The organism is Streptomyces sp. YGL11-2, assembly GCF_050054615.1.
In the GTDB taxonomy this organism is placed as follows: Bacteria; Actinomycetota; Actinomycetes; order Streptomycetales; family Streptomycetaceae; genus Streptomyces.
Window position 1 is genome coordinate 110,995 of sequence record NZ_JBNHIN010000018.1, and the last position, 25,880, is coordinate 136,874.

Here is a 25,880-nt window from a genome sequence, read left to right on the forward strand (position 1 = left end):
CCCACGAGGACGGTGGCCGCGACTGCACATCGACCTCCGGAGGGGAGCAGCCTTATCAGGCCGCGGCGCCCGATGAATTGCGGCGACGCAGCATGTAGGCACCGGCACCGAGACCACCGAGCATCAGGACGGACCCGGCAGCCAGGCCGCCACCGGACAGCGCCATTCCACCGCCACCGGTGTGCACGCCACCGCTCGGTCGACGGCCCCAGTGGTCGCCGCCCCGACCGTGGTCGCCGTCACCACCCCGGCCGTGTTCGCGGTCACCACCCCGGCCATGGTCGCGGTCGCCCCACCGGCCGTGGTCGTGGTCGCCCCACCGGCCGTGGTCACGGTCACCGCGGTCGCCGCCCCGGTCGCGGTCACCGCGGTCGCGGTCGCCGCCCCGGTCGCGGTCACGGTCCCGGTCCCGGTCGCGGCCACGCCCGTGGTCGTCGCCGAAGTCGGCGTTCTGGTCCCAGTCCCCGGCTACAGGCATCGCCAGGGCGCCGCCACCGGTGTGCACGCCGCCGTGCGGCGCACGGTGGTGCCGGCCGTGGCCTCCGTCACGACCGTTGTCCCGGCCACGACCGTTGTCCCGGCCGTTGTCCCGGCCGCGGCCGTTGTCACGACCCTTGTCGCGGCCGCGGCCATTGTCACGACCGTTGTCCCGGCCACGGCCGTTGTCGCGGCCGTGGCCGTTGTCGCGGCCGCCTCTCCCGTGGTCGTTGTCGTGGCTGGCGAAGGTTCCGCCGGCCGATCCAAAGTTCTCAGCCAGTGCCATGGCGTTCGCGGCGGGCGCGGTGATCGCGAGCACCGCCGTCACGGCGGCTGAGGCAAACAAGGTGCGGGCAGTGCGCATGGGGACAAATCCTTTCGGCGCGACTGCGAAGGCTGACACTTCGTCGGCACATCGGAATCGCAGTAGCGACGTGATCACCGTCAGTCGGATTCCGGCTCAGCACCACCGGAGAACGCCGCATTCGAGGGACAACATCGGCTCTTCGAGTGGCGAAGGACCACGTATTCACCCGTTGGACGGCGCGTGTCTGCGGCGCGTCGTCATCAAGGTGGGCTAGAGGGGTCTCCGGGGGCCGCGCAGCCAGGTCGGTTCAGGGCCCGCGGGAGGGAAGTGGATCACGCTCCGTGGCGAACGGTGTCGGCGCCCGTCGGCGGCCCCGCCGCCCGTACGAAGGGCGGGGCGCCGAACGGCCCCGGAGAGGCCGCTGGCGCCCGTCGCCCGGCGGGCGCAGCTGGCACCACATCAGTGACTGTACTGACAGCTCGTCAGCTCTGCATCACCGGCATAGAGTCACCGCGGCGGTGACAGCGAAGCAGACGGAGCGGGCGGCACGATCCGGCAGATGGCGGTCCTCGCGCACGACACCACACCGGTGATCCTGATCGATATCGGCGGAGTGCTCTCCCCCGATCGCCCGCCGGCCGCGGCTGCCCGCTGGAGCGGCCGGCTGGGGATTTCCCAACAGGACTTCATGGGGGCGCTGTTCGGCGGTAACGACGAGTGGATCCTGATCGGCCGCACGAGCCAGGAAGACTGGTGGCGCACCGTCCGGGGGCGGCTGCGGATCAGTGGGGAGCTGCCCTCGGAGATCCGGCCGGACCTGGCGGCCGGACAGCGCTGGGACGCCGAGCTGGTGGCGGGTCTGCGCGGTCTCCGCGGTGCGGCACGGACCGTCATCGTGAGCAATGCCTGGCCGGAGATGCGCGGCAGACTGCCGGGCAGCGGGGTGCTGGATGCCGTGCACGACGTGGTGCCGTCCTGCGACGCCGGCTGCGCCAAGCCCGATCCGCGGATCTACGCGATCGCCCTGGAGCAGGCCGCCGCGGCCACCCCCGCGCAGGCCCTCTTCATCGACGACACCGAAGGGCATGTCCGTGCGGCCAGGTCACTGGGCCTGGCCGGTCATGTCCATGCGGACACGGCGAGCACCCTCGCGCGCATCACCGCATTCGTCCGGGCGGCGCCTCGGGGAGAGGAACGGGAACCACCGGAGGCCGGGGAATCGGACTGGCGCCGCAGGGCTCGGCCCCGGAGCCGTCACCGCCGTCAGCCGCCGCTCCCCCGCAGCGCCTCCTCGACGATGGCCTCCAGGCGGGCGTGGTGCGCCCCGCGCCAGTAGACCCGTCCGCACGCGGTGCACTGCGCGAAGACGTCGTACGTGCGCTGCGTGCCGTGCTGAAGCTGCTCCTGGACCGCGTCCTTGTCGGCGACGGCCAGCCGGCCGTTGCACGCCGTACAGCGGGTCCAGGGAGCGAGATCGGGGGCGAACCGGCTCAGGACGTCCCGGAGTTGGTCGTCCGGCCGGTCGCTGTAGACATACGCCCCGGCCCAGATCTCCCGGCGTTGCAGCAGCCCCCGGTCCCGGGAGAGCAGTACCCGGCGCTCCTTGGCGGAGAGCGCGGCCAGCGCGGCATCGCCCGGGTCCTCGTTCGTGTACGCGGCGTCGACACCGAGCAGCCGCAGCCGCCGCGCGAGGGTCCCCAGGTGGACATCGAGCAGGAACCGCAGGGGCGCGCCCGGAATGTGCTGCGGGCGCTCGACGGCCTGGACCTCGACGCTCTCGCCCGCGCTCGGGATGTGGGAGACGGGGGCCTCCGCGCCGTCCACCACCAGCCGCCCGACCTCGGTGAGCGGGACGCCGAGGGACTCGACGACATGCCCGAGCGTCGACGCCCCGTCGGTCACCAGGGGCGTACGGCCGGCGCTGCGCTCCGCCCCGACGAAAAGGTGCAGCTCAGGGGCGAAGGTGAGATCGATTTCGGGTCCGTTCACGACGCACAGCATGTCATCGGGCGGACGGTACCGGCCAGCGGATTCCCGACGGCCGGAGCGGAGGAACCTGATGGCCGGCGTGTCGCACCGTCGCGGGCGCAGCCGGAGCCGGCCATCCGGCACGGCGCACGGCCACCGCGGGCGCTCGCCCCGCTCGGTTCCCTCGCCCCGGGCGCGCTGCCGCCACCTCTGCCACACACGCCCACGCACTCCGTCAACCGCTCCGCGTCAACAGAGCACCGCCATCAGAGGACTTCAGCCGCCATCGGCCGCTCGCCCCTCCTTCTCCCGCCTTCCCGCCTCAGCAGCTCAAGTGGTCGCCGGGCACGGTCCCCAGGATCTGAACGAAGCGCTGATAGTTGTCGATCCGGTTCTGCACCTGGCCCGGATTTCCGCCGTTGCACTCCAGCGAACCGTTGATGGACCTGATGGTCTCCCCGAATCCAGCGCCACTGACCATGGCCTGGTGCGGCGTCATGGTCCCGGGTCCGCTCTGCGTGTTCCAGTACCAGAGCGCGGTTTTCCAGGCGACCGCCGGGTCCTGCTCGACCAGATAGGGGTTGTTCAGCAGGTCGATGCCGAGTGCGTCTCCCGCTGCCTTGTAGTTGAAGTTCCAGCTCAGCTGGAGGGGGCCCCGCCCGTAGTACGCGGCCTGCCCGGCCGGGCAGCCGTACGGTCGAGTGGCGTCGCAGTAGTGCGGATAGTTGCCGGTGTCCTGTTCCACGACGTACACGAGCCCGCCGGTCTCATGGCCGACATTCGCCAAGAAGGCCGCGGCCTCCTGCCGTTTGACGGTGTCACTACCGGTGTTCGCGAACTCCGGGTACGCGCTCAGGCCCGCAACCAGCCCGCTGTACGTGTAGAAGGGATTCCGGTTCGGGAACATCTGGTTGAACTGCGCTTCGCTGACGACGAATCCGTCGGCCGCCTCATCGGCCCGGCCCGGGGACGCGCTCGACGCGGCCGATGCCGGCGCGCCACAGGAGCCGTTCACCGTCGAGGACGTCGCGCCCTTGGACGGACCGGCGCAGCCGACCACCGCCCCGGCCGCCTGGGTGGTCGTCGTGGCCACCGCCGGCGCTGCCGGTACGGCGAGGGCGATGCCCATGGCCATGGTGGCGGCACCCAGCAACACTGCTCCGCGCGATCGCATCGAGGCGTTTCCTCTCGTCAGCCAACTGCCGTGGGAGGTCAACACGTTGGGCAGCGGTGACACACCGCCAACGGTCTGGACCAAGTGAGGCTACGGGCGCTTTGCCGAGCATGTCCATACCAATGCAGGACAACGCAACAGTGCCCGCCCTCCCCGGTCACCCCACCCCACCCCGCACCGGCGGCGCCCCCGTGCGAGAGTGGCCCGATGAAGACCATCGGGTTGATCGGCGGCATGAGCTGGGAGTCCACCGCCGAGTACTACCGGCTGCTGAACGAGCTGACGCGCGACCGGCTGGGCGGGCTGCACTCGTCCAGGTGCGTGCTCTACTCCGTGGACTTCGCGGAGATCGAGCGCCTGCAGACCCAGGGGCGCTGGGACGAGGCCGGCGCGATACTGGCCGAGGCCGCCAAGGCACTGGAAGCCGCGGGGGCGGACCTGCTGCTGATGTGCACCAACACCATGCACAAGGTCGCCGACCAGGTATCCGCCGCGGTCGGCCGCCCGCTCCTGCATCTCGCGGACACCACGGCGGACGCCGTCCACGCGAAGGGGCTGCGCCGGGTCGGACTGCTCGGAACCGCCTTCACCATGGAACAGGACTTCTACCGCGGCCGCCTGGCGGGCCGCGGCCTCGACGTCCTGGTCCCGGATGCGGCCGGACGCCGGACCGTGCACCGCGTGATCTACGAGGAGCTGTGCCTCGGCATCGTCAACGAGGCGTCCCGCAACTCCTACGCCTCGGTCATCAACGACCTCGTGGCCGCCGGCGCCGAGGGCATCATCCTCGGCTGCACCGAAATCGAATTGCTCATCAGGCCGGAGGACAGTCCCGTCCCCATCTTCCCGACGACGCGGCTGCACGCCGAGGCCGCCGTGACACTGGCGCTCACCCCGCCCCACTGACGCCCCGTACACCCCTATACCGTACCGAAGTCACGCAACTCTCCATCGCCAACTGCCCCTATTTCACCCGCATTTATCTTTACTCCAGGTTTGAAGTTGCCGCGGGTACTCTGACGTGGTGTCTCGTAACGAGTTAGAACGCCTGGCAAAGATCCGGATGCAGATCACCGGAGAGTCCTTCGAACGCGCCCTGGCCGTTCTCCGTGGAGACACCACCGACCCCGACCCCGATCCCGGTCCCACCTCGGAAGCGGAACCCGAGCTCCCACCTGCCCCGGCCCCGGTGGACGCGGGCAACGCGACCGACGCACCCGACACATCCTCCGACCGGCCCGAACCCCCCGACCCCCCGGACGGCAACCGCCCCCGGCGCCCCCACCTCCGGGGCCTGTGACGTCGGACGCCCCCGCACCGCACAGCCCGATCCGGCCTACCGGACGAGCAGCACACGACCCGAGGAGCCGCATTGCTCTCCCCCTACCAAGAGCAGCTGCGCCGGCGGTTCCTCTCCGCCCCCGTCACGGCCGCCCCGGCCCCCTGGCGGCCCGTCGGGAACGGGCTGATTCCGGTCGGCGGTCTGCTCGGCATCGGATTCGCCGTGGCCCCCGGCAGCGGCCGGGAACTGGTCATGGTGGTCTCCACCGCCGGCCACGGCCTCTTCGACGCCCTCACCGGCGACAAGATCGCCCGGGACCGCGACCCCGACCCCGAGACAAGCACCCCGGACGAGGCCCCCGATCTCTCCTGCCCCGGATTCGGACCGCTCACCGGCATCCGCGTCCCGATCGCCGGCCTCTTCGGAGGCGGCTTGCACACCACAACCGCCGGTGGCTGGCAACTGGAAGTGGTCGCCGCGGAATGGCCCCACGACCGCGTCCTGCTCTCCACGGACGGCGGCATGCCCCACAACGGGCCGCACGGCGAACGCTGGTGGCACGTCTTCGACGCCAACTACTCCGAGCTGCGCGCCGCCGGCTTCTCCCCCTCAGGCCGCACGCTCGCCGTCGCCACCAGCAGCGACCTCACCCTCTGGACCCGAGCCCCGCTCAGCGCCGACCCCGCAGGCACCGCCCCCACCGACGGAAGAACCGACGACGCGAGGGCCGCCACCCGCAGCCCCGACGCCGATGCCCCCTGCTCATGACACACCCCGGCCGCACCACCGTGCTCAGTGCCGCCTGCACCGGGGATCAGCACGTTCGCCACACAACGAGGCATCGGCACAACGCACAGCCCCCCCGCCCCGCGACACCCGCGGCCGACCGATCACGGGCTCAGCGCTCGCGCCAGCAGCGGCGTACGGGGAACCTGATGCCCCCCGCTGGCCAGCATGCGGACCTCGCCCCGGTCGCTGATCTCCGCCCGGACGATCCCCGACTCATCCTCGTAGACCGGATACCCGCCCGCACCCGCCTGGTCGGTACGCCGGACGATCACCACGTCGTCTTCGACAGCGGGGGCCTGAAATACCAGCTCATAGCGTTCCGGGTAATCCATCGGGGCCTCCCGATACTGCTCTGCGGGTACTCCCCAGGACGCTGCGCCCCCGCCGCCGCTGCCGCGCGCCACTGCGCCCCGGCCCTTCCATCGTCACTCAGGCCCGCGTACCGCGCCTGAGGAGAACGTGTCGCTGAGCCAGGACGGGCAGCGCAGCCGCCCCTGCGCACCGTCCCAACCGGCAGGCAGGCATGCCCAGCCCCGCCGGGCTGTCCCGGCCGGTCGCTCCGCCGTCGCTCAGCACCACCATCCTTGACCGCTCAACCAGTCGTGCCACGGATCCGGGTGCCCGGCGCCCGGATCCACGACCGGTCGCCTGACGGGCCCGAACGACCGGAGCGCCGCATATCCCTTGGCGTCCCGCACCCGCGATACGCGAAAGTCGACCGCGACAACCTGCGACGACTCCCCGGGAGCCCCACATGACCGATGCGGCGCACACACTCCCCGAGGCAGGCCAAGCGCCTGACCCCCTGGTCCGGCTGATCGCCGAGCGCGCCTGCGAACGCCTGATCATCGAGTTCGTCCACCGCCTCGACCTCGGAGAACCGAGTTCGGTAGCCGATCTGTTCACCGCCGACGGCCTCTGGGAATGGCAGTACGGCGACCGCCGCATCACGGGGCGCGAAGCACTGCGTGAGTACTTCGGCTCCCGCCCGGCGGACCGTCTGTCCCGCCGCCTGATGAGCAACATCCTGGTCACCGTCACGTCCCCCACGACGGCGGCCGCGACCTCCTACCTCACGACCTACCGCGTCGACGGCCATGTCGACGGCATCGTCCCGCCGCGGCTCCCCACCAATGTGGGCCACTACGAGGACACCTTCCGCAAGGTCGACGGCACCTGGCTCCTCGCCGCCCGCAGGACGTTTCTGGCCTTCGGCTCCGGCACCGAACGCCTGACGCCGCCACCTGCCCGCTGACAACCCGCGAACGCGCCGCACCCCACCCCGCGGCCGCCCTCCACGCAGTGGCACGCAGAGAACACCGCTTCCCCTCCCCCACAACGCGCTTCACGCCATCGCCATCCCCCCTCCGCTATCGTCGTCCTCCTCCCCCGCGTCATCCGAAGTACCGGTGAAGCCCCGCTCCCGTGCGCTGTCACGGGAGCGGGGCGGGTCCGAGAAGCGCCAGCAGCTCGGATAGATACGGGGACCACCGTACGGGGGACCACTGACAACGAGCCTGCGCCATACGACGATCCAGACCCCGAGCCGGAGGCGTACGACGATCCGCCGAGGCAGGGCGGTCGCGCAGACCCTGGCCAGGGCGGCGACGAGCCCCGGCGCTGGCGCAACGGGCCGCGCACCCACAGCCCCGATCCGATTCCCGGCGACGCCACCCGTTCTAGGTAGTGTCGCGGGCGACCAGCACCGCACCTCCGGACATCCGGTCAACTGCCACTCGCACCAACGCCGTTCGGCCGGCGCACGCTCCCACGACCGGTCCGACGGCGTAAGAGCGAGGTAGCGGGAGAGGTGCGAACGGGAGAGGGAGAGGGAGGGGTCATGGCAGGGAACCGTCGCTTCTCACTGGCGACCGTGGCCGTGGACTGTGCCGACGCACACACACTGGCGGACTTCTATCGGCGGCTCCTGGGCTGGGAGGTGGCACTCAGCGAACCGGACTGGGTGCTGCTCAGGTCTCCGGAGGGAGGCACCGGGCTCTCGTTCCAGTCCGAGGCCGGGTACCGGCCGCCGGTGTGGCCTGAGCAGGGCGGCGAACAGCAGAAGATGCTGCATCTCGACATCCGGGTCGACGACCTCGACGAGGGCGAGGCGTTCGCGGTCGCCGCGGGAGCGACACGGGCGGATTTCCAGCCACAGGACGACGTCCGGGTGCTCCTCGACCCGGCAGGTCATCCCTTCTGCCTGTTCCTCCGCTGACGGCTCCCGCACTGATCAGCAGCACCCGGGCGGACGGGGGTCCGTGGTCGGCGCGTCGTCTGGTGCAACCGGGTCCAGGTGGGCGGCGGCCGGATCACGAGGGGGGCCGTTGACGCCTGGGGAGCGGCCGGACAGAGTGGTGACCGCGGAGCGTGTGGGACTGGACACATGCGGGCAACAGGGGGAGCGCGAGTCGCTGACGGTCGTTGCTGGTCAGCGAGTTGAGGTGGGGTCGGGGCGATCTTCGGAGAGGGCTGGGTGGGGATATGGCTGACGCGCGGGGAGATGCGTTGTCGGTGGCTGCCCCTAGCATGTCTCACATGTCCCCAACTCCTCCCGCTCCTACGGGTGTGTCCGTTCCTGCCTCCGAAGCCAACGACTCGATCCGGCGTTTCGTGCGCGCCCGGCGTGACCTGGCGTGGACGGCGCAGGACATGGCGGAGTACGCGGTGCTGTTGGAGATCTGGACGGTAGCGGTGCGCGCTGAGGTCTCGGAGGTCGTCGAGGCGGCCTGAGGCCCCTCGTTCCGACCACCGGATCGTCGGCATGGTGTGGCCTGGCCTGCGGTGGTTGGCGGCGGATCGCCGTCGTCGGGCGCGTCCGCCGGGCTCCGGCGAAACTCGGTTGCCGATCCCCGCGAGCGTGCCGAGAATCGGTGGCATGGGGGATGTACTGACCGCAGATCAGATCGAACAGTTCGTCACGAACGGCTTCGTCCGTCTTCCGGAAGCCTTCCCGCGCTCGCTCGCCGACGAGTGCCGGGCGTTCCTGTGGCGCGAGACCGGGCTCGACCCGGACGACCCGGCGACCTGGACCGAGCCCGTGGTCAGGCTCGATGGCTACGCGGACGAGCCGTTCCAGCGGGCGGCCACCACCGAGCGCCTGCACGGTGCCTTCGACCAACTCGTCGGCCCGGGCCGTTGGGTACCACGTGTCGGGCTCGGCACCTTCCCCATCCGCTTCCCGCACCCGGCCGACCCGGGCGACGCCGGCTGGCACATGGACGGCAGCTACACCCCCGAAGGGGAGTCGGGGTACTGGCTCAACCTCACCTCCCGCGGCCGTGCCCTGCTGATGCTGTTCCTCTTCTCCGACGTCGACGACGAGACCGCGCCGACCAGGATCAAGGTCGGCTCCCATCTCGACGTCCCGTCGTTCCTGCAGCCCGCGGGTGAGTCAGGTATGGATCTCTTCTCCCTCTGCACGGCGATGGACGAGGCGGGCGAACTCGACGCGCCGCATCGGCCGCTGGCGCTCGCCACCGGACAGGCCGGTGACGTCTACCTCTGCCACCCCTTCCTGATCCACGCCGCACAGCCCCACCGCGGCACGGCCCCGCGGTTCCTGGCTCAGCCCCCGCTGATACCGGCCGGCCCGCTCGACCTGGACCGCAGCGACGGCACCCACTCCCCTGTGGAGCGCGCGGTCCGCCTGGGCCTGGGCCTGGCCTAGCCACCCCAACGGCCTCCCGCATACCCACCCACACGCACACTCGGGACCATGGCGCTCTCCTTGCCACAGCCACAGGTCACGAGACCGCACCCACAACGTCGCCCACTCCGCACCCACCCCCACAGACCGACCGCCACGTCCGATTTCCGCCAGTCAGCGCGCCCGAAAGCCCGCACACTCGAAGAAAGCCCAGGTGACGCACGACCAAGGACACGACATGACCGCCCACCACAGCACCACCACGGCCACCACGGCCAAGCCCACCGCTGCCGCTCCCGCCACCACCCGCTACACCACCCTGGACAGCCCCCTCGGTGAACTGCTGCTCGTCGGCGTGGACTCCCCGACCGCCCCCGGCGGCATCGCCATGACCTCGCTCTCCATGCCCGGGCAGCGTGGCGCCGCCGCCGTACGGCCACAGTGGCACCACGCTCCCCGGCCCTTCGCCGAGGCCATCCGGCAGCTCCGCGCCTACTTCGCCGGCGGGCTCACCCGCTTCGACCTGGAGTACCGCACCAGCGGCACCGCCTTCCAGGAACGCACCTGGCAGGCCCTGGAGGACATCCCGTACGGGACCACGACCACATACGGTCGGCTCGCCGACACCCTCGGTGTACGGAGCGTGGACGTTCGCGCGCTGGCCACCGCGATCGGGGCGAACCCCTTGCTCCTGCTGCGCCCCTGCCATCGCGTGATCGGCGCCGACGGCACCATGCGCGGCTACGCGGCAGGTGTCGAGCGGAAGACCGCCCTGCTGACACACGAAGGCGCCCTCCAGCCCACCCTCATCTGACGCCATGCCCACCCCCATGAACGCCCCCTCGCCGGTCGGCTCACACCACTCCCACCACCCCACCGCTCCCTCCCCTCTCCTCCCACCCCACGAAGCGGCCGCCTACGGCCCCTTCCCTTCCCCGCCCCCGCACACCGCAGCCGAACTGGACGCTCTAATCAGCCTGTTGACGGCTACACCACACACCTCCACCCCCACCCCTCACCGCAGCACTCCCCCCGCCCCTGCCACCGTCACCGTCGGACACAGCCGGGACGCGGCATCACATTCCGCTGCGGCAGCATTCACCGAGGCATGGCGTACGACGGGCCGCACCGTCCTCGCCTTGGTCGACTGGCCGGAACAGGCCGCGTCCTGGCTGCGCCCCGCCCATCGCTTCACCGCTGGTCAGCCGGACGCCTGGGTGGTTGCCGCGGCGCCGCTGGGCTGGGTCCGGATGAGCCGGCGACTCCACCACAGCACCGACTGGGACCCGGCCCGGACCTTCGGCTTCGCGTCTCTCGGCGACTCCCGACTCGCCGCCCTGGCCGGCACCGCAACGCTGGAGGGCATGCGTGGCGCCACGGCAGACGGCGGCACCTGGGCCATCGCCCGCGGCTGGGTGACCGCCACGACACGGCACGAAACGCCCCCGGTACACGAGGCGCCCCCTCGTAAATGAAGCCCCAGCGCATAAAGCGATCCCCGATACACAAAGCCTCCCACCCCGCCCCACCTCCCATCGATCCATCCCATGGCACTCTGAAAGAACAGCAAGGCCCCGCCACGGCACCTGCCCCAAGCCCAGGCCCAGATCCAGATCCAGGCCCAGATCCAGACGCGTCCCCACCCGCCCCCATCCGCCCCCATCCGCCCCGAGGCAGGTCAGCAGCACATGAGCACCCCACTCCCCGGCTTCGAGGACTTCGGGCAGCTCAACGGGCCTGACGCACCGCCGTCACGTCCGCGCACGCGACCCGAGGGGCGACCGAACGGCCAACCGACAAACGCCGAGAACCTCACCCCCGCCCAAGAACTCCCCCGCCGTGAACTCGCCCCCGGTGCCGTCCACCTCCCCGGCTGGCTCTCCCCCGCCGAGCAGCGCGAGCTGGTCACGGCCTGCCGGGGCTGGGCGCGCGGCCCGGCACCCATCCGGCACACAAGACTCCCGCGCGGCGGCGTGATGTCCGTCCAGACGGTGTGCATCGGCTGGCACTGGCAGCCGTACGCGTACACCCGCACCGCGGACGACGTGAACGGCGCCCGGGTCGCCGAATTCCCGGACTGGATGGTCGAGTTGGGCCGCCGCGCCCTCGTCGACGCGTATCAGGACGCCGCTGCGGGCGACGCGTACGCCCCCGACACCGCGCTGATCAACTTCTACGACGCCCAGGCGAAGCTCGGCATGCACCAGGACAAAGAGGAACGCTCCAGCGCGCCGGTCGTCTCGCTCAGCATCGGCGACACCTGCGTCTTCCGCTTCGGCAACCCGGAGACGCGCACCAAGCCGTACACCGACATCGAACTGGCGTCAGGCGACCTGTTCGTCTTCGGTGGGCCGTCCCGCTTCGCGTACCACGGCGTTCCCAAGGTATATCCGGGCACCGGCGACCCGGCGACCGGCCTGAACTCGGGTCGCCTCAACGTCACCATGCGCGTCACCGGCCTCAGCTGAACGCCACCGGCACCGGTCACCGTCCACCGGCCGCAAGCGGCAGACTGGACGCATGTGCCGCAGCATCAAGACCCTCCGCCCGCCCACCACGCCCGCCGTGACCGACGAGGACATCCGCGCCGCCGCCTTGCAGTACGTCCGCAAGGTCTCCGGATTCCGCGCCCCGGCGGCCCACAACCGCGAGGTATTCGACCACGCCGTGGACGCCATCGCCGCAGCCACCCACGACCTCCTCAACGGCCTCCAGATCCGCGGCACGCCCCCCACTCGCCAGGACTGACCCGGCCCGGCACCACCACAACGTCCGCCCGCCCGGATCGGATGTCGAGCAGTCCGGGAGCCCGGGCTCCCGGGAGTCCGGGAGTCCGGGAGTCCGGGAGTCCGGGAGTCCAGCCGGGTGTTACATCGCGAACCGACGTCCCACCTAGCGCAGCTCCCACCACCAGCACCGACAGATCTCCGAGCACGGACCAAAACGCTCACCAGTCAGCGCCAGCGGCCACTCTCCCTTCACCACTCCACCCACGCCTGCACCGGCAGATGATCGCTGGCGAACTCCCCGTGCACGGCGAACGTATTGATCGCGGCCCGCCGCGTACGCACCGTCGGCGAGGTGAGAATCCAATCGATCCGGTCGCCGCCGGGCACCAGTGGCCGATACCCGTGAAAGGAGGCCGTACTGTGCGCTCCGTTCATCGGCCGCATCCCAGCTGTCCAGGAGCGAGCCACCGCCTAGCATGGCCTCGTATACGGGATTCTTGTGCGCCGCAACGTTGAAATCCCCGGTCACGATACGGGGCAGCGAAGGGTCCAGCACCCCCAGCCGTTCTTTGATCAGCGCAGCCGACCGCTCCCGCGAATACTGCACCGCATGATCAAGGTGTGTATTGAGCGCATAGAATTCCCCGCCGCCGCTGTCACCCCGCCGGAGATCCCGGAAGCGCACCCAGGTCGCCATCCGAATGACCTTGTTTCCCCACGTCGTCGACCCGATCAGATAGGGCGTGTCCGACAGCCAGAAATGGTCGTATTCCGCCGGCGCAAGTCGCCGTACGTCGTAGAAGATCGCCGCGAACTCATCCCGGCTCCCGCCACCCCGGCCCGTACCCACCCAGCCGTAATACGGCCTGAGATCCTCCGCAATATCACGCAGCTGCCCGTACAGCCCCTCCTGCGTCCCCAGGAGCTGCGGAGCCTCCCGGCGCAAGAGGCTCCGCATCACGGGTCGGCGCTCGGCCCAGGAATGTGGACGGGCATCCGACGCGTACCGCAGATTGAAGGTCATCACCCGCAGCCCGCGCCCCCGATCTGCGGCGTACGCAGTCTCACCTCCGTACGCCGCCACAGGCCTCGCGAATGCCGTGCCGGCCACGGCACGCATCGCGAAACGCCGGCTCGACGGCTGCGCGAAAGCCCCTTCGCCAGCCCCTTCTCCTTCTCCCCCCTCACCGGGTGCGCCGGAGCCGATCGAGGAAGCCGTGCAGGAACCTGAATCGGTGAAGCAAGGGGAGCGGCTATCAGAACACGGCTCCTCGCCGAATTCCGTCATCAAAGGAGCGAGACCGTTCACAGCGGCTCCTGTCATCCCGACAACCGTCACCACGCAGCGTCTCGAACCCGGAAGGAATCATCAACTACCGGAAAGCGCCTCGCACATGAACTGCCGCGAAACCCTCACTCGGATCAATCAACTCCGATGACCTCCACGCCACGAACACACTCCCCCGCTTCCCTCCAACCACTCCAACTCTCCCCTCCTCTTGCTCCTTCCCCTTGCTCCTTCCCCTTGCTCCTTCCCCTTCCTCGCTCCCCCTCCCCCGTCGACCTATCGGCCAGCCGCCGGCCCCTGCCATTCCGCATGACGAATCCGAGCGATCTCCCGCACGTCACCCAGCGTCCCCCACTCGTCCTTCCCGAGCCGCGACAAAGGCCGCAGCTTGGTGACCTCGGGATGTCCGTCGACCAGCACGTCCTGCGACGCCGCGGCATGTACCACCCGTCCGAACACCACGGTCCCGTCACCGATCCGGACCGTGCTGTGCAGCTCGCACTCCAACGCCACCGGCGAAGCCGCCACCCGCGGCGGCTTGACCCGAAGACTGGGCTCGGATTCGATTCCCGCGGCCTCGAACTCGCTCACACCAAGCGGAAAATCCGTACCCGTGTCATTGACCTGCGCAAAAAGCCCCTCCGGCGTGAAGTTCACCACGAACTCACCGGTGGCCTCGACATTCCGCAAGGTGTCCTTACGCCCCACAGAACTGAACTGAACAACGGGCGGCGAAACACTGGCGATGCTGAAGAAGGAGTGCGGTGCGAGGTTCGGCGTGGCGCCGTCCGGGCCGATGGTCGACACCCAGGCGATCGGCCGCGGCACGACCGTGGCAGTCAACAGCTTGTAGAACTCGTTACGGGACAGCTCAGCAGGGTCAAAGTCGATGCGCATGGCGATCAGTATCCACCCGCGGAGCGGCGGGTTCCACGGAGGATCCGCAGCACCGCCAAACTGCGAAGTTCAGCCGAAAGTGCCCGGTATCGGACCACCGAGCACCAGGAGCCGACACCGTGCCACCAGCCGCCCTTGCCACCGTATGGGAAGACTTCGAGGTCCCCGCCCACGCCCGCGGCGGGCAAGTCACCCTCAACCTCCACGACCATCTGGCCTCCTACGCACCCAAGCGCCCCGGCGCCTACCTCCGCATCTCCTCCGACCGCTTCGGCCTGGAAGCCGGCGTCGACCGCCAGATGGAAGACGCCCAGGACACCCGCTCACGGCTGCACTGGGGCCCGTTCGCCAAGATCTATAAGGAGAACGACACCTCCGCCTTCAAGAAGCGCAAGATCACCAAAGCCGACGGCACCATCGACTGGGTCGTCCTGCGCCCCGAGTTCCGCCAGCTGCTCGCCGACCTCACCCTCGGCGTGATCGACGGCGTCATCTTCTACGACCTCGACCGCCTCGTGCGTCAACCACGGGACCTCGAAGACCTCATCGACATCGTCGAGTACGTCAAACGCCCGGTCACTGCAGCAAGTGCCACCGTGGCCTTGTCGGGCACCGTTACAAGCAGCGCAAGACCGGCAAAGCCATCCGCAACTACGAGTGCCCACCGTCCGACCGGGGTGGATGTGGAGGAACCGCTATCTCGGCCCAGACCGCCGAACTGGCCGTAGAGGAAGCAATGGCCGCCTTCCTCCGCAAGCAGTTGGAATGCGCGAAGACCGAACTGCGCCAAACCGCAACCAGCGTTGCAGCTTTGCAGGAACGGAACGGCTGGACCAGGAGCTCACACGAAAAAGCGACCTGATACGCCGTTGGTCCGAGGGAACGCTGCAGGACATCAATGTGACCGAGGCGGACTACTTCACCATGCTGGCAGCTCTCAATCGCAAGATCTCGGCACACCGTGATGCCATCGCGGCCGCGGAGAGCACGCCGACACCCGCGGTGTCGCCAGACGAGCTCCTCAAGCACTGGACAGAGGGCACCCTCCGTCAGCGGCGTGCCATAGTCAAGCGCTACTTGCACTACATCGTGGTTCAACCACCAACCCATCGCTCCAAGTTTGGTAGCTCTAACGCTGTGAAGGAACGCCTTACTCCACGTGGGAAGACAACAACAGAACTGACCGCACAAGCGTGAGGCGTCCCCAGAAAACTGGGGACGCCTCAAACGTCAATGCTTCATGTACGCCAAGAAGTCGCGCACCCGCATGGTCTCATTCTCCGCCAGTTGAGGGCTGGCTCGACGAAACCTCTCGATCCAGTCGTCCGGGCCTCACAGTTCCAGCTGGCCGCCACATTCGGTTTCCTCAACATCTCGCACGTCGCTGCGATCGCGCTCCATACAGTGGCAGGGCTAGTTGACATGGAGCAGCGTCAACTGCGGCGCAGCAACCGGGGGCTGTCACAGCCCCTCAAGCCCCTCGTCCATGCAGTCGTGCCCGGCCGACGCGGCCTCCGCGGTGAGTCGCCCCAGCGAGTGCCATCGGTTGGCAGAAAACCGCTCTTGATCTGGTGCTTTGCGTCTTTCAGAGCTGTCGGGGCCTTTCTCGCTTACTCAGCGAAAAGTCCCTGAAAAGTCCCTGCGACAGAGCTGAAAGTCCCTGAAAAATCCCTGAGAAGTCCCTGGCTCGGACCGGCCTGACCAGCGCCTTCGATCCCTGTATCGGTGGCGGGGACGACGATCGGTGGCAGCGCCTCGGCCCTTGAGGCCCGCTGGAACATAGTCGAGACCTCTTTCACCATCGGCGTCGGCCGCCCCCTCATGCGTAAGGGCATGGCTGTCGACTGGACAGCAATGACGCTCACGGACAAGCGCCGCCGCCGACCGGTAGCCGGGGTCAAAGAGGCGACCATCGGCTTCCAACACGGTCGCTGTCTCATCTGCAACTACGTCATGGACCCCGCGGGTGAAACGGCCATCGACCATGCCTTCCCGTTCTCGCTTATGAACCGCTTCGGCAACGCCGCAGGCTGGCACGGGCCGGACCTCGATGCACTGTGGAATCTCGCCCCCGTCCACGCAAGCTGCAACAGCGCCAAAGACGCCCGCCTCCCGTACTCCACGGAGATCTCTCGCCTAGCCCGGCGCAACGAAGCGATCATGCCCTCCCAGTACCCGATGAGCCGCACACTCCGCCTCAGCCTAATGAACCCGGGAACCGTCCCACGACCAACTGGCTGGCCTTCCTGCACGAGGTGGAGAAACTGATCTCCTGACCGAGGCCGTGCCGCACCGGACCGTTGGCGAAATGGTGCAGGTTGGGCAGATCAGCAGGACGCACCTCGTTAATCCACTGAGGGAGAAAGGGGGGTACGGGGCCAGTTTTCAATCCTAGTTGGTCAGAGTAGCCGCCGGGGAGAATGATTTTCTCGCTTGCGCTCCTTGCGTCGAGCGCGTGGCCCTTCCAGAGCTCCGGTTACTTCGACAATGATCCGCACGCAGCATGAGAACACCGTAAGGATCGCCGAACCGACAAGTGCTCCATCCCAAACGAAAAAGCACAGTCCAGCGAGCAACCCCCAAACCGTAGCGGCGGCAGCACCCGTCTTCCTGCGGAACGGGAACAGAGCCCACGGGACAACCGGAGAGAAGAAGAATATAGCCAGGCCAATGAGCAGTGAACCAGCCGCCATGGCGAAGAACCTCTCTTTTGCGGCAGGGAGATGTGGAAGACGGTATACGAGCGGCACAGACGTTGGCCGACGGACGGCACGTGGGACGAGGTCTACGTGGCCGTCCTGGCTGATCCGGATTCCGAGGGCCGCATCGACTGGTCGATGGTGAGCGTGGATTCCACCACCTGCCGGGCCCACCAGCACGCCGCGGGAGTCTTCGTCTGGGGGTTCTGGGGCGTACGGGCGGGCTCCTGGGCCCGGGAGCGGCGGTCTACCGAGGTGCGTCGGGATACGCGGCGGTCGCGCGGATTTCGACGAGGAGTCCGGGGCTGGCGAGGCCGCTGACCCCGATGATCGTCCAGGTCGGGTAGGGCGCTTTGACGAGGCGCTGTTTGGCCTCGATGAAGCCGGGCAGGTGCTGGCGGATGTCGACGTGGTAGCTGGTGACGTCGACGAGGGCGGAGGTGTCGAGGTTCTCCAGTCGAAGGATCTCTTCGATCTTCAAGATGGCGGTCTCGGTCTGCTCTTCGATGGTGTTCGGGATGGTTCCGTCGGCGCGGCGACCGATCGTTCCGGCGATGAACAATAGGCCGTGCGCGCGGACCGCGGCGGAATAGCCGAAGCTTGCGAAGGCGCTGGTGGTTTGCCCGAAGACTGCGTTGTCCTCAGGGACCTCGACGGTGTGGACGGTCATTGTGGTCCTTCCTTTTCCTTGTTGACGGGGTCGTGGAGTCAGTTGCCCCAGCGGGACGAACGGCAGGCGTGCTCCAGTCGGGTCCGGCCGAAGGTCTCGCGTTCGCGGAGGAATTCGCCGGGGATCGCGTACCGGGGTGCGTTCTTCGGGTTTTTCGCGGCCTGCGCGACGATCGCGTCGGTGAGTGAGCGGACCATGTCCAGCCGTGGATAGGCGGCGTGCACGGCATCGGCCTGCTCGTCGGTGACGGCGTCGACGTGGTCGGCGCCCAGTGGGCCGCCGAAGTCGAGGGCGACGCCTTCGCGGACGAGTACGCACAGCGTGCCGCGGCGTTCCGCGATGCCCGGGGAGGTGTGCAGGGCGATGGCTTGCCAGACCTGGTCGGCGTCGGCTGCGGGTACTCCGTGGTCAATCAGGAATGCGGCGGCCCGGTCGGCGCCTTCGACCTCGAACCGCTGGCTGTGCGGGCCGTCCGAGGCCACGCCGAGGTCGTGCATCGCGCACGCGGCGAACAAGAGGTCGTCGTGGTAGTCGTGGCCGACGGTCAGGCCGAGGCGGCCGGCAACCAGCCGGGCGAACAGGTAGCTGCGGATGCTGTGGTTGAAGACGGACGGCGTTTCCACCGGTCGGATGAGGTTCATGACGGCGTCGGCAAGCGGTGTGCCGGGCAGCGTGATCGGGTCGGCGGTCGCCTCGTGAGTAGGTCCGGTCATGTCTTCAGCCTGGCCGCGACCGCCCTGACCTGGTGAGAGGCAAAAATTCCATACTTCGTTAGAATCTTGCCATGGCAGTGCATCGAGTCGCGGTCCTGGCGCTGGACGGGGTCACCCCACTCGACCTGGCGATCCCGACGCAGATCTTCACCACCCGGCCGGAAACCCCCTACGAGATGACCCTGTGCGCGCTGGAGACGAAGGTGGCAACCACCGCGGGCTTCGCCCTGGTCGCCGACGGGGGCCTGGAACAGGTGCGCACCGCCGACACCCTGATCGTGCCGGGATTCGAACCGATCCTCCCGTTGCCGGACGCCGTGCTCGATGCACTGAACGAAGCTCGCGACCGAGGCAAGCGTGTGGTGTCGATCTGCACGGGCGCGTTCGCGCTGGCCGCGGCAGGCGTACTGGACGGGCTGCACGCCACGACCCACTGGAAGCACATCGACGAGTTCGAGCGGGGCTTCCCGGCCGTCACGGTCGACCGCGACGTGCTCTACGTCGACGAGGGCGACGTGCTCACCTCGGCCGGGGTGTGCTGCGGCATCGACCTGTGCCTGCATATCGTGCGCCGCGACCTGGGAGCGGAGGCGGCCAACCAGATCGCCCGCGGTCTGGTCGCCGCCCCCCACCGAGACGGTGGGCAGGCCCAGTACGTGCCGGCTCCCGTCGCGGTGGCCGGTCAGGCGTCGCTGTCCGGTACCCGTGGATGGGCCCTGCACCGGCTCGGCGAGCCGCTCACGCTGCGCGTGCTTGCCCGGCACGCGGGCCTCTCGCAGCGCACCTTCATGCGCCGGTTCAGCGAGGAGACGGGCACGACCCCGTTGCAGTGGCTGCTCAACGCCCGGCTCGGCAGGGCGCGGGAACTGCTAGAAACCACGGACCGCTCGGTGGAACAGGTGGCGCGGGACTGCGGGCTGGGCACGGCAGCCAACCTGCGGCTGCACTTCCGGCGCGCACTGGACACCACCCCCACTGCCTACCGCCGCACCTTCACACGCTCGACGTCGCCAGCAGTCCCGCGCTCGGACTGAGAATGGCCACCACGACACCCAAGGGTTTCGGAGGCGGGTCGCTGCCGCCCAAATTGCCGAGCAGACAAGGAGAAGCGTTGAACCCGAGCCGTCACGAGAACGTGCTCGTGCTCGTGTCGCAGTGAGCGTCTCCGGCCTGGTCCGGGCGGCGAGGCCGCAGCAGGCAGTAGCCGGCCAGGTCAAGCTTGGCGAGCCCGGTGTCGACCTCGACGTTGGTCGGGTCCCGGCTCTGACGGTCGTCGGCATCGGGTTGGTGCTGGTGCGGCGCCGTTTTCAGGTGGTCAGTGTGCCAGACCCCGGTTGTCCGTGTGCGTGGACGAGGTTCGGGCCGGGTGTCGATGGCAGGCATGACCTGCTACGAACCGGGCGAGCGGTCCCGGCTGATCTACTCCGTCCGTGACTACAACGGCCGCAAGGGCCAGCCGAAGGGCTTCGGCTGGCGTGACTTTCGCGACCTGTTGGTGCGCGCCCGCATCCGGCTCGGTGGTCCGATCGTGCTGGTACGGGACAACGTGCGCCTGCACCTGACCAAGTCGCTGCGGGAGTTCGTCGAGGCGAACTCTGGCTGGCTCACCGTGTTCCAGCTGCCCACCTACGCCCCGGACTTGAACTCGCAGGAGGGCGTCTGGTTCCTGGTCAAGCGCGACATCGGCAACTTCGCCGCAGCGTGCCTCGGCCAGATCACCAGGGCCGTGAAGCACCGGCTCAAACAGGTCCAGTACCGTCCGGACCTGGTTGACGGCTGCCGCGCCGCCACCGGCCTGATCATGGACGGCTGACTGGCACCACCCGATCAAGCTCAGCAGTGCACGAAGCGGAGGGCTGTCACCACTGGGCACGGGCAGCCTGCCGATGGCGCAGGGTGGTGATCGTGTTGCGGCACCAGTCGCGGTTGCCCCGTTCGAAGGCGAGGCCGCGCAGGCAGGTCAGGTACGGGCCGATGCGGTCGCCCTCGCGCAGGAACTCCTCCTCCGCGAGCTCGCCGCGCATGGTTTGCAGCATCTGCTCGAACAGGTCGATCTTGGCCTGGGCGAAGGTGGCCCGTTCGTCGAGCTGGGCGATCAGCGCCACCGGGTCGACGTGGTCGCTGGCCTGGACCTTGACCAGCAGGTCGTCGCGGACGAAGGACGGCTTTGCGGAGGCGGCGGCGAAGTCGTCGAGTTCGGCGAGGCCGGCGTCCGTGACGCGGAAGACTCGCTTGTTGGGGCGGTTGTCCTGGACGATCTCCCGCCCGGTGATCAGCCCGTCCTTCTCCAGCCGGCTCAGCTCGGCGTACAGCTGCTGCGGTTGGGCGTACCAGAAGTTCGCCACGCCGAGGCCGAAGGTCTTGGCCAGCTCGTAGCCGTTGGTCTCGCCGTGGAGGAGGGCGGCCAGAACGGCGTGCCGTAGTGCCATCGGTCGAACTCCTTCACTCACCCCTGTTTGCCGGATACACCTCCCTATGATACTCCTGAAAATGAGTAGTCAGATTCATGACTAGTCGCAACGAGTCAGGAGGGTGCACCATGACCACCGCCGACCGCTTCCGCGCCGCCGTCGACGCCCGTGACCTCGCCGCGCTGGACGACCTGTTCACCGATGACGTCCGCTTCCACAGCCCCGTGAAGTTCACGCCCTTCGAGGGCAAGCCGATGGTGCTGGGCCTGTTCGGGGTCCTGCTGCGGACCTTCGAGGACTTCCGCATGTCGGCGACTACACCGGCACCGCGCAGACCAGCGCCGACGCCGCCGACGCACCCTCGGCCGTCCCGCTCTTCCGCGCCACGGCGGGCGGCAGGCAGATCCACGGCATCGACCTGCTGCACTTCGCCGACGACGGCCGGATCAAGGAGTTCACGGTCATGATCCGCCCGCAGTCCGCCGTCCACGCCCTCGGCGAGGCGGTCCACGCCGGACTCGTCGCCGACGGACTCGCACCAGCGCCCGCCAATCGCTGAGCCCCCGCCATCCCATCCCACCAAGGAACGCGCCGTGCCCGCTCGCCCCCCGTCGTCCGTGCTCCGCAGCCCACGCCTGTGGACAGGCTCCGGCCTCATCCTGGCCATCGTCGCCACCGCCTTCGCGCTGCTCTACGTCGGCGGCAACCTCAACCCGAGGGGGCATCTGCGCGACCTGCCCATCGCCCTGGTCAACAGCGACCAGGGCACGGACGCCAGCGGCACGCACCTCAACCTCGGGGACCAGTTTGTCACCGGGATCGAGCACTCCACCGGCAACCACACCATCGCCTGGCAGCCGATGACCCACCAAGAAGCCGACCAACTCATCGGCCAGGGCAAGGTGTTCGGGGCACTCGTCGTCCCGCCGGACTTCACCTCCACCCTCACCGCCCTGACCGTCCCCGGCACCTCGCAGAGCCCCGCACGCCCGGTCCTCAGCGTGCTCACCAACCAGTCCGCCGGCAGCATCGGTTCATCCATGGCCAGCCAGGCTGCCCAGCAGGCCGCCCACGCCGCGTCCACCCGGATCGGCGCCCAACTCCTCGGCCAGGCAGGCAAGCAGGGCGCCACACTGCCGCCCGCCGCCGAACTCCTGCTCGCCGACCCGGTCACCGTTCAGGTCGCCGACGGCCACCCGCTGGGCACGCACAGCGGCCTGGGACTCTCCGCCTTCTACTACTCCCTCGTCCTGGTCGTCTGCGGGATGCTCGGCGCCAACGTCATCAACTCCCAGGTCGACACCGCCCTCGGCTACCTGCACAACGACATCGGACCGTTCCGCCAGCGCATGCCCGTCCAGCACACCAGCCGCACCCGCACGCTCGCGACGGGCATCGCGCTCATGGCAGGGCTCTCCGTCCTCATGGGCTCGCTGGTCGAGACCACCACCGTCGGCGTGCTCGGCATGGACGCCTCCCACCTCGGCCTGCTGTGGCTCTACTCGGTCGCGACGATCGCCGTCGTCGGCATCGGCGGCCTCTCACTCCTCGCCGCGTTCGGCACACCGGGCATGCTGCTGCTAACCCTCATCTTCATCGCCACGGCCGTCCCCACCTCCGGCGCGACCGTGCCGCTGCAGGCACTCCCCCGCTTCTTCCGCACGCTTGCGGAGTTCGAGCCGCTGCGGCAGATCGCCGGCGGCATGCGCTCGATCCTCTACTACGACGCCCAAGCCGACGCCGGTCTCGCCCGCGCGTGGTCCGCGATGGGCATCGCCCTGGCGGCAGCCGCCCTGTTCGGCTTCGCCGTCACCCGCTTCTACGACCGACGAGGGCTGCACCGCATTCCCCTCCCGACGGGCCCGGCGGCCACTGCCCAGCCCGCGGCGGCGCACTGACCAACGGCCGGCGGCACCGACGCGCACTCGTCGTCCCGCCGGACTTCCCACCACTCTCAACGCCCCGACCGTCCCCGGCACCTCACACAGTCCCGTCCACACCCAACTTGGAGTCAACCATGACCACCGTTCCCCATCTGCTGGGCGCCTTCGCCCCCGTCCAGGACGAACTGACCGTCACTGAACTGCAGGTCACCGGCGCGATCCCGCCCGAGCTGACCGGCTGGTACCTGCGCAACGGACCCAACCCCCACCAGGCCACCTCCGCACACTGGTGGCTGGGCGACGGAATGGTCCACGGCGTGCGACTGGAGGCCGGCCGGGCCGCCTCCTACCGCAACCGCTGGGTCCAGACCGCCACCTTGACGCGCGGCGCCGAACTCCGTGACGAACAGGGCAAGCGCGACCTCCTCGCAGGCGTCGCCAACACCCACGTCGTCCGCCATGCCGGACGTACCCTTGCCCTGATCGAATCCACCTTCCCCTACCAGCTGGACATGCGCAGGGGCAACGAGCTGGCGACCATCGGCGCCTACGACTTCCACGGCCGGCTCCACACCCCGATGACCGCCCATCCCAAGACCTGTCCCACCACCGGTGAGCTGCACTTCTTCGGCTACGGTGCGGGACCCGACGAGACCCCACTGACCTACCACCGTGCCGACGCACAGGGAGAGCTGACGGTCAGCCGGCCCGTGGACGTCGGCGCACCAACGCTGATGCACGACTTCCACCTCACCTCCCGCCACGTCGTCTTCATGGACCTGCCGATGGTCTTCGACCTGCCCAAGGCCGTGGCCGGCGACCGTGGCCTGCCCTACACCTGGACCCCCGACTACGGCGCGCGCCTGGGTGTCCTGAACCGAGAGGACCCCTACGGCCCGGTGCGCTGGTTCGACATCGCTCCTTGCTACGTCTTCCACACGCTCAACGCCCACGAGGACGCCGACGGACAGCGCCTGACCTTGTACGCCATCCGCTACGACCATGTGGGCGAGAACGTGGACGTCAACGGCCATGGATCCCTCTGGCGATGGACGATCGACCTGGCCACCGGAACCGTGCGCGAGGAGCAGCTCGACGATCGCCGAGCAGAATTCCCCCGCATCGACGACCGCCTCGCGGGCCTCCCCGCCCGCTACGGTTACGCCACCACCCTCAAATCTCCCGAAGGTTCCGACTGCCAGGGCGCGATCCACCGCTACGACCTGCACTCCGGCACGACAGTCAGCCACTCCTTCGCGGCAGGGCGCACCCCAGGCGAAGCCACTTTCGTCCCCGCGAACAGTGCTCCCGGAAGCTCGGGCTGGCTGATGACCTACGTTTACGACTCCGCCACCGACCGAAGCGACCTGGTCATACTCGACGCCGACGACCTGACCGCGCCACCCACCGCCACCATCCACCTGCCACGCCGTGTCCCCGTCGGCTTCCACGGCAACTGGCTCCCCGACCAGCGCTGACGTAGATAAGTCCGGGACGGGTGTGTGCCTGGGGTGCACGACGCTGAGGCACACACCCGCCCGATGGGTCGGCTGCACAAGATCCCGCGGATTGTCCGGCCTCGGCTGGTAGAGGCGCCCGCGCATATCGGGGGCGCACCCGTCTTCCAACTACCCTCGCGGCCTGCCTCATCCAGGCCGGCCTGGACATGTACGACTGACCTTGTCGACACCGACATCACGCATTCAACTTCAGTACTGACCGACGCCGAATGCAACTACGCCTTAACCGAGTATTCCAGTGCTGATACTGAAGGCTACCTACTACCATCATCCCGAGGCAGCACACGACCGAAAGAACGAAAAACACCACTGTTAGCTTGCGCACCTTCATCCACTTGTCTATGGCGAAGCAGAATATGAAGGTTACAAAAGCCGCCATGAGCAACAAGTAGGCAAGCGGAAGTTGTGCGAGCAAGGCGCTTCCTTTCGGTAGTGCACAAGGGATAGCGACACATGCGCCGCCAGCCCTTGATGCGGCGCTAAATCATATCCACTCAGGGTTCAAGGGTCCCCAGCAGTCCAGTGATTGGCGATATGAGATCGTGTCCGAACTGCGTGATCTTCGTTGCCAGAGGAGCTAGTTCCGCACCTTCTCCGATCTTGCCAAGGGCTCCGATCCACTTGGATTGGACGCGCGGGCCGCCTCCTACCTGACCCGAGTAGATTGACCACGTCGCGCCCAAAGGATCAAGGGGAAGTCCATGAAGTCGCTGGAGATCAAGCCCATCGGCACCGTCGTCAGTGGCCGTACCGAACCCACCGACGACCAGTGGAGCGGCACGGCGATCATCCGCCTGAACCTGGAATTCCCCCTGGAGGTCGTGCAGGGACTTGAGGAGTTCTCCCACCTCCTGGTCGTCTGGCACTTCCACCTCGCCTCCCCCGACGACGTCGCCTTGCACGCACGCAGCCCCCGGAACAATCCCCGGTGGCCGGCGACCGGCGCGTTCGCACACCGCAACCACCGTCGCCTCAATCAGCTCGCGCAGTCCTTCCCACGGCTGATCAAGGTCGATGGCCTTGATCTCCACGTCGCAGATCTGGACGCGGTAGACGGGAGCCCGATCTACGACCTCGCCCCGTACTTCCGGGAAATGGGACCCCGGGGCGAGGTACGCGAGCCCGCTTGGCCCAAGGAAATGCTCGCCGGCTACTGGGCGGACTCGCAGGGCTGACGGGCGTGAATAGCCGATGAAGTCGCCTCCAGGTCTGGTCGAGGAGCAAAAGCCCGGAGCACTCAGGGTGGCTGTCGGCCACAGCACCTCGCGCTCGACGCCGGCAGGGCGCGCCGGTCGCCATTCAGGGTCCCGGCATGACTGGCGCGCCCCCGCCAGGGGCCAGCTTCCTTGGCCGCCACTGGTGCCCGTCGTTCCTGTAGTTGACGATCAGGTCGGGTAGGTGCGGCGCATCTCTGCGCCGCACCC

Annotated in this window: 28 protein-coding genes and 4 pseudogenes; 22 read left to right on the forward strand and 10 right to left on the reverse strand. The window is 68.6% G+C overall.

What is annotated here, in order from left to right:
- Positions 1-55: 55 nt before the first annotated feature.
- Positions 56-841: a hypothetical protein gene (locus ACO1BR_RS21720; protein WP_426796734.1), complete on the reverse strand. Its 786-nt coding sequence runs from the start codon at positions 839-841 to the stop codon at positions 56-58.
- 502 nt (positions 842-1,343) lie between these two features.
- Between ACO1BR_RS21720 and ACO1BR_RS21725 the strand changes: the two genes are divergently transcribed.
- Entirely contained in the window at positions 1,344-2,120 is a 777-nt protein-coding gene (locus tag ACO1BR_RS21725; RefSeq protein ID WP_426796735.1) for an HAD-IA family hydrolase, read from the forward strand.
- Here the strand turns inward: ACO1BR_RS21725 and ACO1BR_RS21730 are convergent.
- Together ACO1BR_RS21730 and ACO1BR_RS21735 are read right to left on the reverse strand one after the other, a co-directional pair.
- A complete protein-coding gene (locus ACO1BR_RS21730; RefSeq protein WP_426796736.1) occupies positions 2,048-2,773 on the reverse strand; it encodes a Mut7-C RNAse domain-containing protein in 726 nt (241 codons plus the stop codon). The genes ACO1BR_RS21725 and ACO1BR_RS21730 overlap by 73 nt on opposite strands.
- Before the next feature lie 301 nt (positions 2,774-3,074).
- Positions 3,075-3,926, reverse strand: a complete 852-nt coding sequence (locus tag ACO1BR_RS21735) for a chitinase (RefSeq protein WP_426796737.1) — start codon at positions 3,924-3,926, stop codon at positions 3,075-3,077.
- A gap of 207 nt (positions 3,927-4,133) precedes the next feature.
- On the opposite strand from ACO1BR_RS21735, the gene ACO1BR_RS21740 reads away from it, so the two are divergent.
- The 3 genes from ACO1BR_RS21740 to ACO1BR_RS21750 all read left to right on the forward strand — a co-directional run bounded on the left by ACO1BR_RS21740 (position 4,134) and on the right by ACO1BR_RS21750 (position 5,976).
- Complete coding sequence (locus ACO1BR_RS21740) at positions 4,134-4,832, forward strand: aspartate/glutamate racemase family protein (protein WP_426796738.1); 699 nt, start codon at positions 4,134-4,136, stop codon at positions 4,830-4,832.
- Between the two features lie 157 nt (positions 4,833-4,989).
- Positions 4,990-5,226: a hypothetical protein gene (locus ACO1BR_RS21745; RefSeq protein WP_426796739.1), complete on the forward strand. Its 237-nt coding sequence runs from the start codon at positions 4,990-4,992 to the stop codon at positions 5,224-5,226.
- 72 nt (positions 5,227-5,298) lie between these two features.
- Positions 5,299-5,976 carry a hypothetical protein gene (locus ACO1BR_RS21750; RefSeq protein WP_426796740.1) on the forward strand — a complete coding sequence of 226 codons (678 nt, stop codon included), beginning with the start codon at positions 5,299-5,301 and terminating at the stop codon, positions 5,974-5,976.
- A 122-nt stretch (positions 5,977-6,098) separates the two neighbouring features.
- On the opposite strand, the gene ACO1BR_RS21755 is transcribed toward ACO1BR_RS21750, so the two are convergent.
- Entirely contained in the window at positions 6,099-6,329 is a 231-nt protein-coding gene (locus ACO1BR_RS21755) for a DUF6296 family protein (protein WP_426796741.1), read from the reverse strand.
- 422 nt (positions 6,330-6,751) lie between these two features.
- On the opposite strand from ACO1BR_RS21755, the gene ACO1BR_RS21760 reads away from it, so the two are divergent.
- The 8 genes from ACO1BR_RS21760 to ACO1BR_RS21795 all read left to right on the forward strand — a co-directional run bounded on the left by ACO1BR_RS21760 (position 6,752) and on the right by ACO1BR_RS21795 (position 12,394).
- On the forward strand, positions 6,752-7,252 hold the full coding sequence (locus ACO1BR_RS21760; RefSeq protein WP_426796742.1) for a nuclear transport factor 2 family protein: 501 nt from the start codon (positions 6,752-6,754) through the stop codon (positions 7,250-7,252).
- 585 nt (positions 7,253-7,837) lie between these two features.
- On the forward strand, positions 7,838-8,215 hold the full coding sequence (locus tag ACO1BR_RS21765) for a VOC family protein (RefSeq protein ID WP_426796743.1): 378 nt from the start codon (positions 7,838-7,840) through the stop codon (positions 8,213-8,215).
- 320 nt (positions 8,216-8,535) lie between these two features.
- Positions 8,536-8,730 (forward strand): hypothetical protein, encoded by a 195-nt coding sequence (locus tag ACO1BR_RS21770; protein ID WP_426796744.1) that lies wholly within the window; start codon positions 8,536-8,538, stop codon positions 8,728-8,730.
- A 145-nt stretch (positions 8,731-8,875) separates the two neighbouring features.
- Complete coding sequence (locus ACO1BR_RS21775; protein WP_426796745.1) at positions 8,876-9,667, forward strand: phytanoyl-CoA dioxygenase family protein; 792 nt, start codon at positions 8,876-8,878, stop codon at positions 9,665-9,667.
- Positions 9,668-9,884: 217 nt separating this feature from the next.
- Complete coding sequence (locus ACO1BR_RS21780; protein ID WP_426796746.1) at positions 9,885-10,460, forward strand: methylated-DNA--[protein]-cysteine S-methyltransferase; 576 nt, start codon at positions 9,885-9,887, stop codon at positions 10,458-10,460.
- A gap of 4 nt (positions 10,461-10,464) precedes the next feature.
- Positions 10,465-11,121 carry a hypothetical protein gene (locus ACO1BR_RS21785; RefSeq protein WP_426796747.1) on the forward strand — a complete coding sequence of 219 codons (657 nt, stop codon included), beginning with the start codon at positions 10,465-10,467 and terminating at the stop codon, positions 11,119-11,121.
- Positions 11,122-11,334: 213 nt separating this feature from the next.
- A complete protein-coding gene (locus ACO1BR_RS21790) occupies positions 11,335-12,114 on the forward strand; it encodes an alpha-ketoglutarate-dependent dioxygenase AlkB family protein (RefSeq protein WP_426796748.1) in 780 nt (259 codons plus the stop codon).
- 52 nt (positions 12,115-12,166) lie between these two features.
- A complete protein-coding gene (locus ACO1BR_RS21795; protein ID WP_426796749.1) occupies positions 12,167-12,394 on the forward strand; it encodes a DUF2277 domain-containing protein in 228 nt (75 codons plus the stop codon).
- A 230-nt stretch (positions 12,395-12,624) separates the two neighbouring features.
- Here the strand turns inward: ACO1BR_RS21795 and ACO1BR_RS21800 are convergent.
- Positions 12,625-13,495: pseudogene (locus tag ACO1BR_RS21800) on the reverse strand (endonuclease/exonuclease/phosphatase family protein).
- 444 nt (positions 13,496-13,939) lie between these two features.
- Entirely contained in the window at positions 13,940-14,560 is a 621-nt protein-coding gene (locus ACO1BR_RS21805) for a flavin reductase family protein (protein ID WP_426796750.1), read from the reverse strand.
- A 119-nt stretch (positions 14,561-14,679) separates the two neighbouring features.
- On the opposite strand from ACO1BR_RS21805, the gene ACO1BR_RS21810 reads away from it, so the two are divergent.
- The 4 genes and pseudogenes from ACO1BR_RS21810 to ACO1BR_RS21825 all read left to right on the forward strand — a co-directional run.
- Positions 14,680-15,288, forward strand: coding sequence for a recombinase family protein (locus ACO1BR_RS21810; RefSeq protein ID WP_426796751.1), 609 nt, complete (start codon positions 14,680-14,682; stop codon positions 15,286-15,288).
- Between the two features lie 37 nt (positions 15,289-15,325).
- A complete protein-coding gene (locus tag ACO1BR_RS21815) occupies positions 15,326-15,757 on the forward strand; it encodes a hypothetical protein (protein WP_426796752.1) in 432 nt (143 codons plus the stop codon).
- Between the two features lie 528 nt (positions 15,758-16,285).
- Positions 16,286-16,828, forward strand: a complete 543-nt coding sequence (locus ACO1BR_RS21820) for a hypothetical protein (protein ID WP_426796753.1) — start codon at positions 16,286-16,288, stop codon at positions 16,826-16,828.
- A 458-nt stretch (positions 16,829-17,286) separates the two neighbouring features.
- Positions 17,287-17,448, forward strand: a pseudogene (locus tag ACO1BR_RS21825) (IS5/IS1182 family transposase); the annotation flags it as partial.
- 58 nt (positions 17,449-17,506) lie between these two features.
- Here ACO1BR_RS21825 and ACO1BR_RS21830 read toward each other — a convergent pair.
- Both ACO1BR_RS21830 and ACO1BR_RS21835 read right to left on the reverse strand, forming a co-directional pair.
- A complete protein-coding gene (locus ACO1BR_RS21830) occupies positions 17,507-17,929 on the reverse strand; it encodes a Rid family hydrolase (RefSeq protein ID WP_426796754.1) in 423 nt (140 codons plus the stop codon).
- A 38-nt stretch (positions 17,930-17,967) separates the two neighbouring features.
- Positions 17,968-18,642, reverse strand: a complete 675-nt coding sequence (locus tag ACO1BR_RS21835) for an HD domain-containing protein (RefSeq protein WP_426796755.1) — start codon at positions 18,640-18,642, stop codon at positions 17,968-17,970.
- Between the two features lie 71 nt (positions 18,643-18,713).
- On the opposite strand from ACO1BR_RS21835, the gene ACO1BR_RS21840 reads away from it, so the two are divergent.
- Positions 18,714-19,676, forward strand: a complete 963-nt coding sequence (locus ACO1BR_RS21840) for a GlxA family transcriptional regulator (protein ID WP_426796756.1) — start codon at positions 18,714-18,716, stop codon at positions 19,674-19,676.
- A 91-nt stretch (positions 19,677-19,767) separates the two neighbouring features.
- Here ACO1BR_RS21840 and ACO1BR_RS21845 read toward each other — a convergent pair whose 3' ends face one another.
- Positions 19,768-20,025, reverse strand: a complete 258-nt coding sequence (locus tag ACO1BR_RS21845) for a hypothetical protein (protein WP_426796794.1) — start codon at positions 20,023-20,025, stop codon at positions 19,768-19,770.
- Between ACO1BR_RS21845 and ACO1BR_RS21850 the strand changes: the two are divergent.
- Positions 19,967-20,455: pseudogene (locus ACO1BR_RS21850) on the forward strand (transposase); the annotation flags it as partial. The gene ACO1BR_RS21845 and the pseudogene ACO1BR_RS21850 overlap by 59 nt on opposite strands.
- Before the next feature lie 46 nt (positions 20,456-20,501).
- On the opposite strand, the gene ACO1BR_RS21855 reads toward ACO1BR_RS21850, so the two are convergent.
- Positions 20,502-21,071, reverse strand: coding sequence for a PadR family transcriptional regulator (locus tag ACO1BR_RS21855; RefSeq protein ID WP_426796757.1), 570 nt, complete (start codon positions 21,069-21,071; stop codon positions 20,502-20,504).
- A gap of 110 nt (positions 21,072-21,181) precedes the next feature.
- Between ACO1BR_RS21855 and ACO1BR_RS21860 the strand changes: the two are divergent.
- From ACO1BR_RS21860 to ACO1BR_RS21875, 4 genes and pseudogenes are all read left to right on the forward strand, one after another.
- Positions 21,182-21,612, forward strand: a pseudogene (locus tag ACO1BR_RS21860) (nuclear transport factor 2 family protein).
- A gap of 34 nt (positions 21,613-21,646) precedes the next feature.
- A complete protein-coding gene (locus ACO1BR_RS21865) occupies positions 21,647-22,951 on the forward strand; it encodes a DUF3533 domain-containing protein (protein ID WP_426796758.1) in 1,305 nt (434 codons plus the stop codon).
- Between the two features lie 119 nt (positions 22,952-23,070).
- Entirely contained in the window at positions 23,071-24,414 is a 1,344-nt protein-coding gene (locus ACO1BR_RS21870) for a carotenoid oxygenase family protein (protein WP_426796759.1), read from the forward strand.
- 743 nt (positions 24,415-25,157) lie between these two features.
- Complete coding sequence (locus ACO1BR_RS21875; RefSeq protein ID WP_426796760.1) at positions 25,158-25,631, forward strand: SAM-dependent methyltransferase; 474 nt, start codon at positions 25,158-25,160, stop codon at positions 25,629-25,631.
- Positions 25,632-25,880 lie beyond the last annotated feature (249 nt).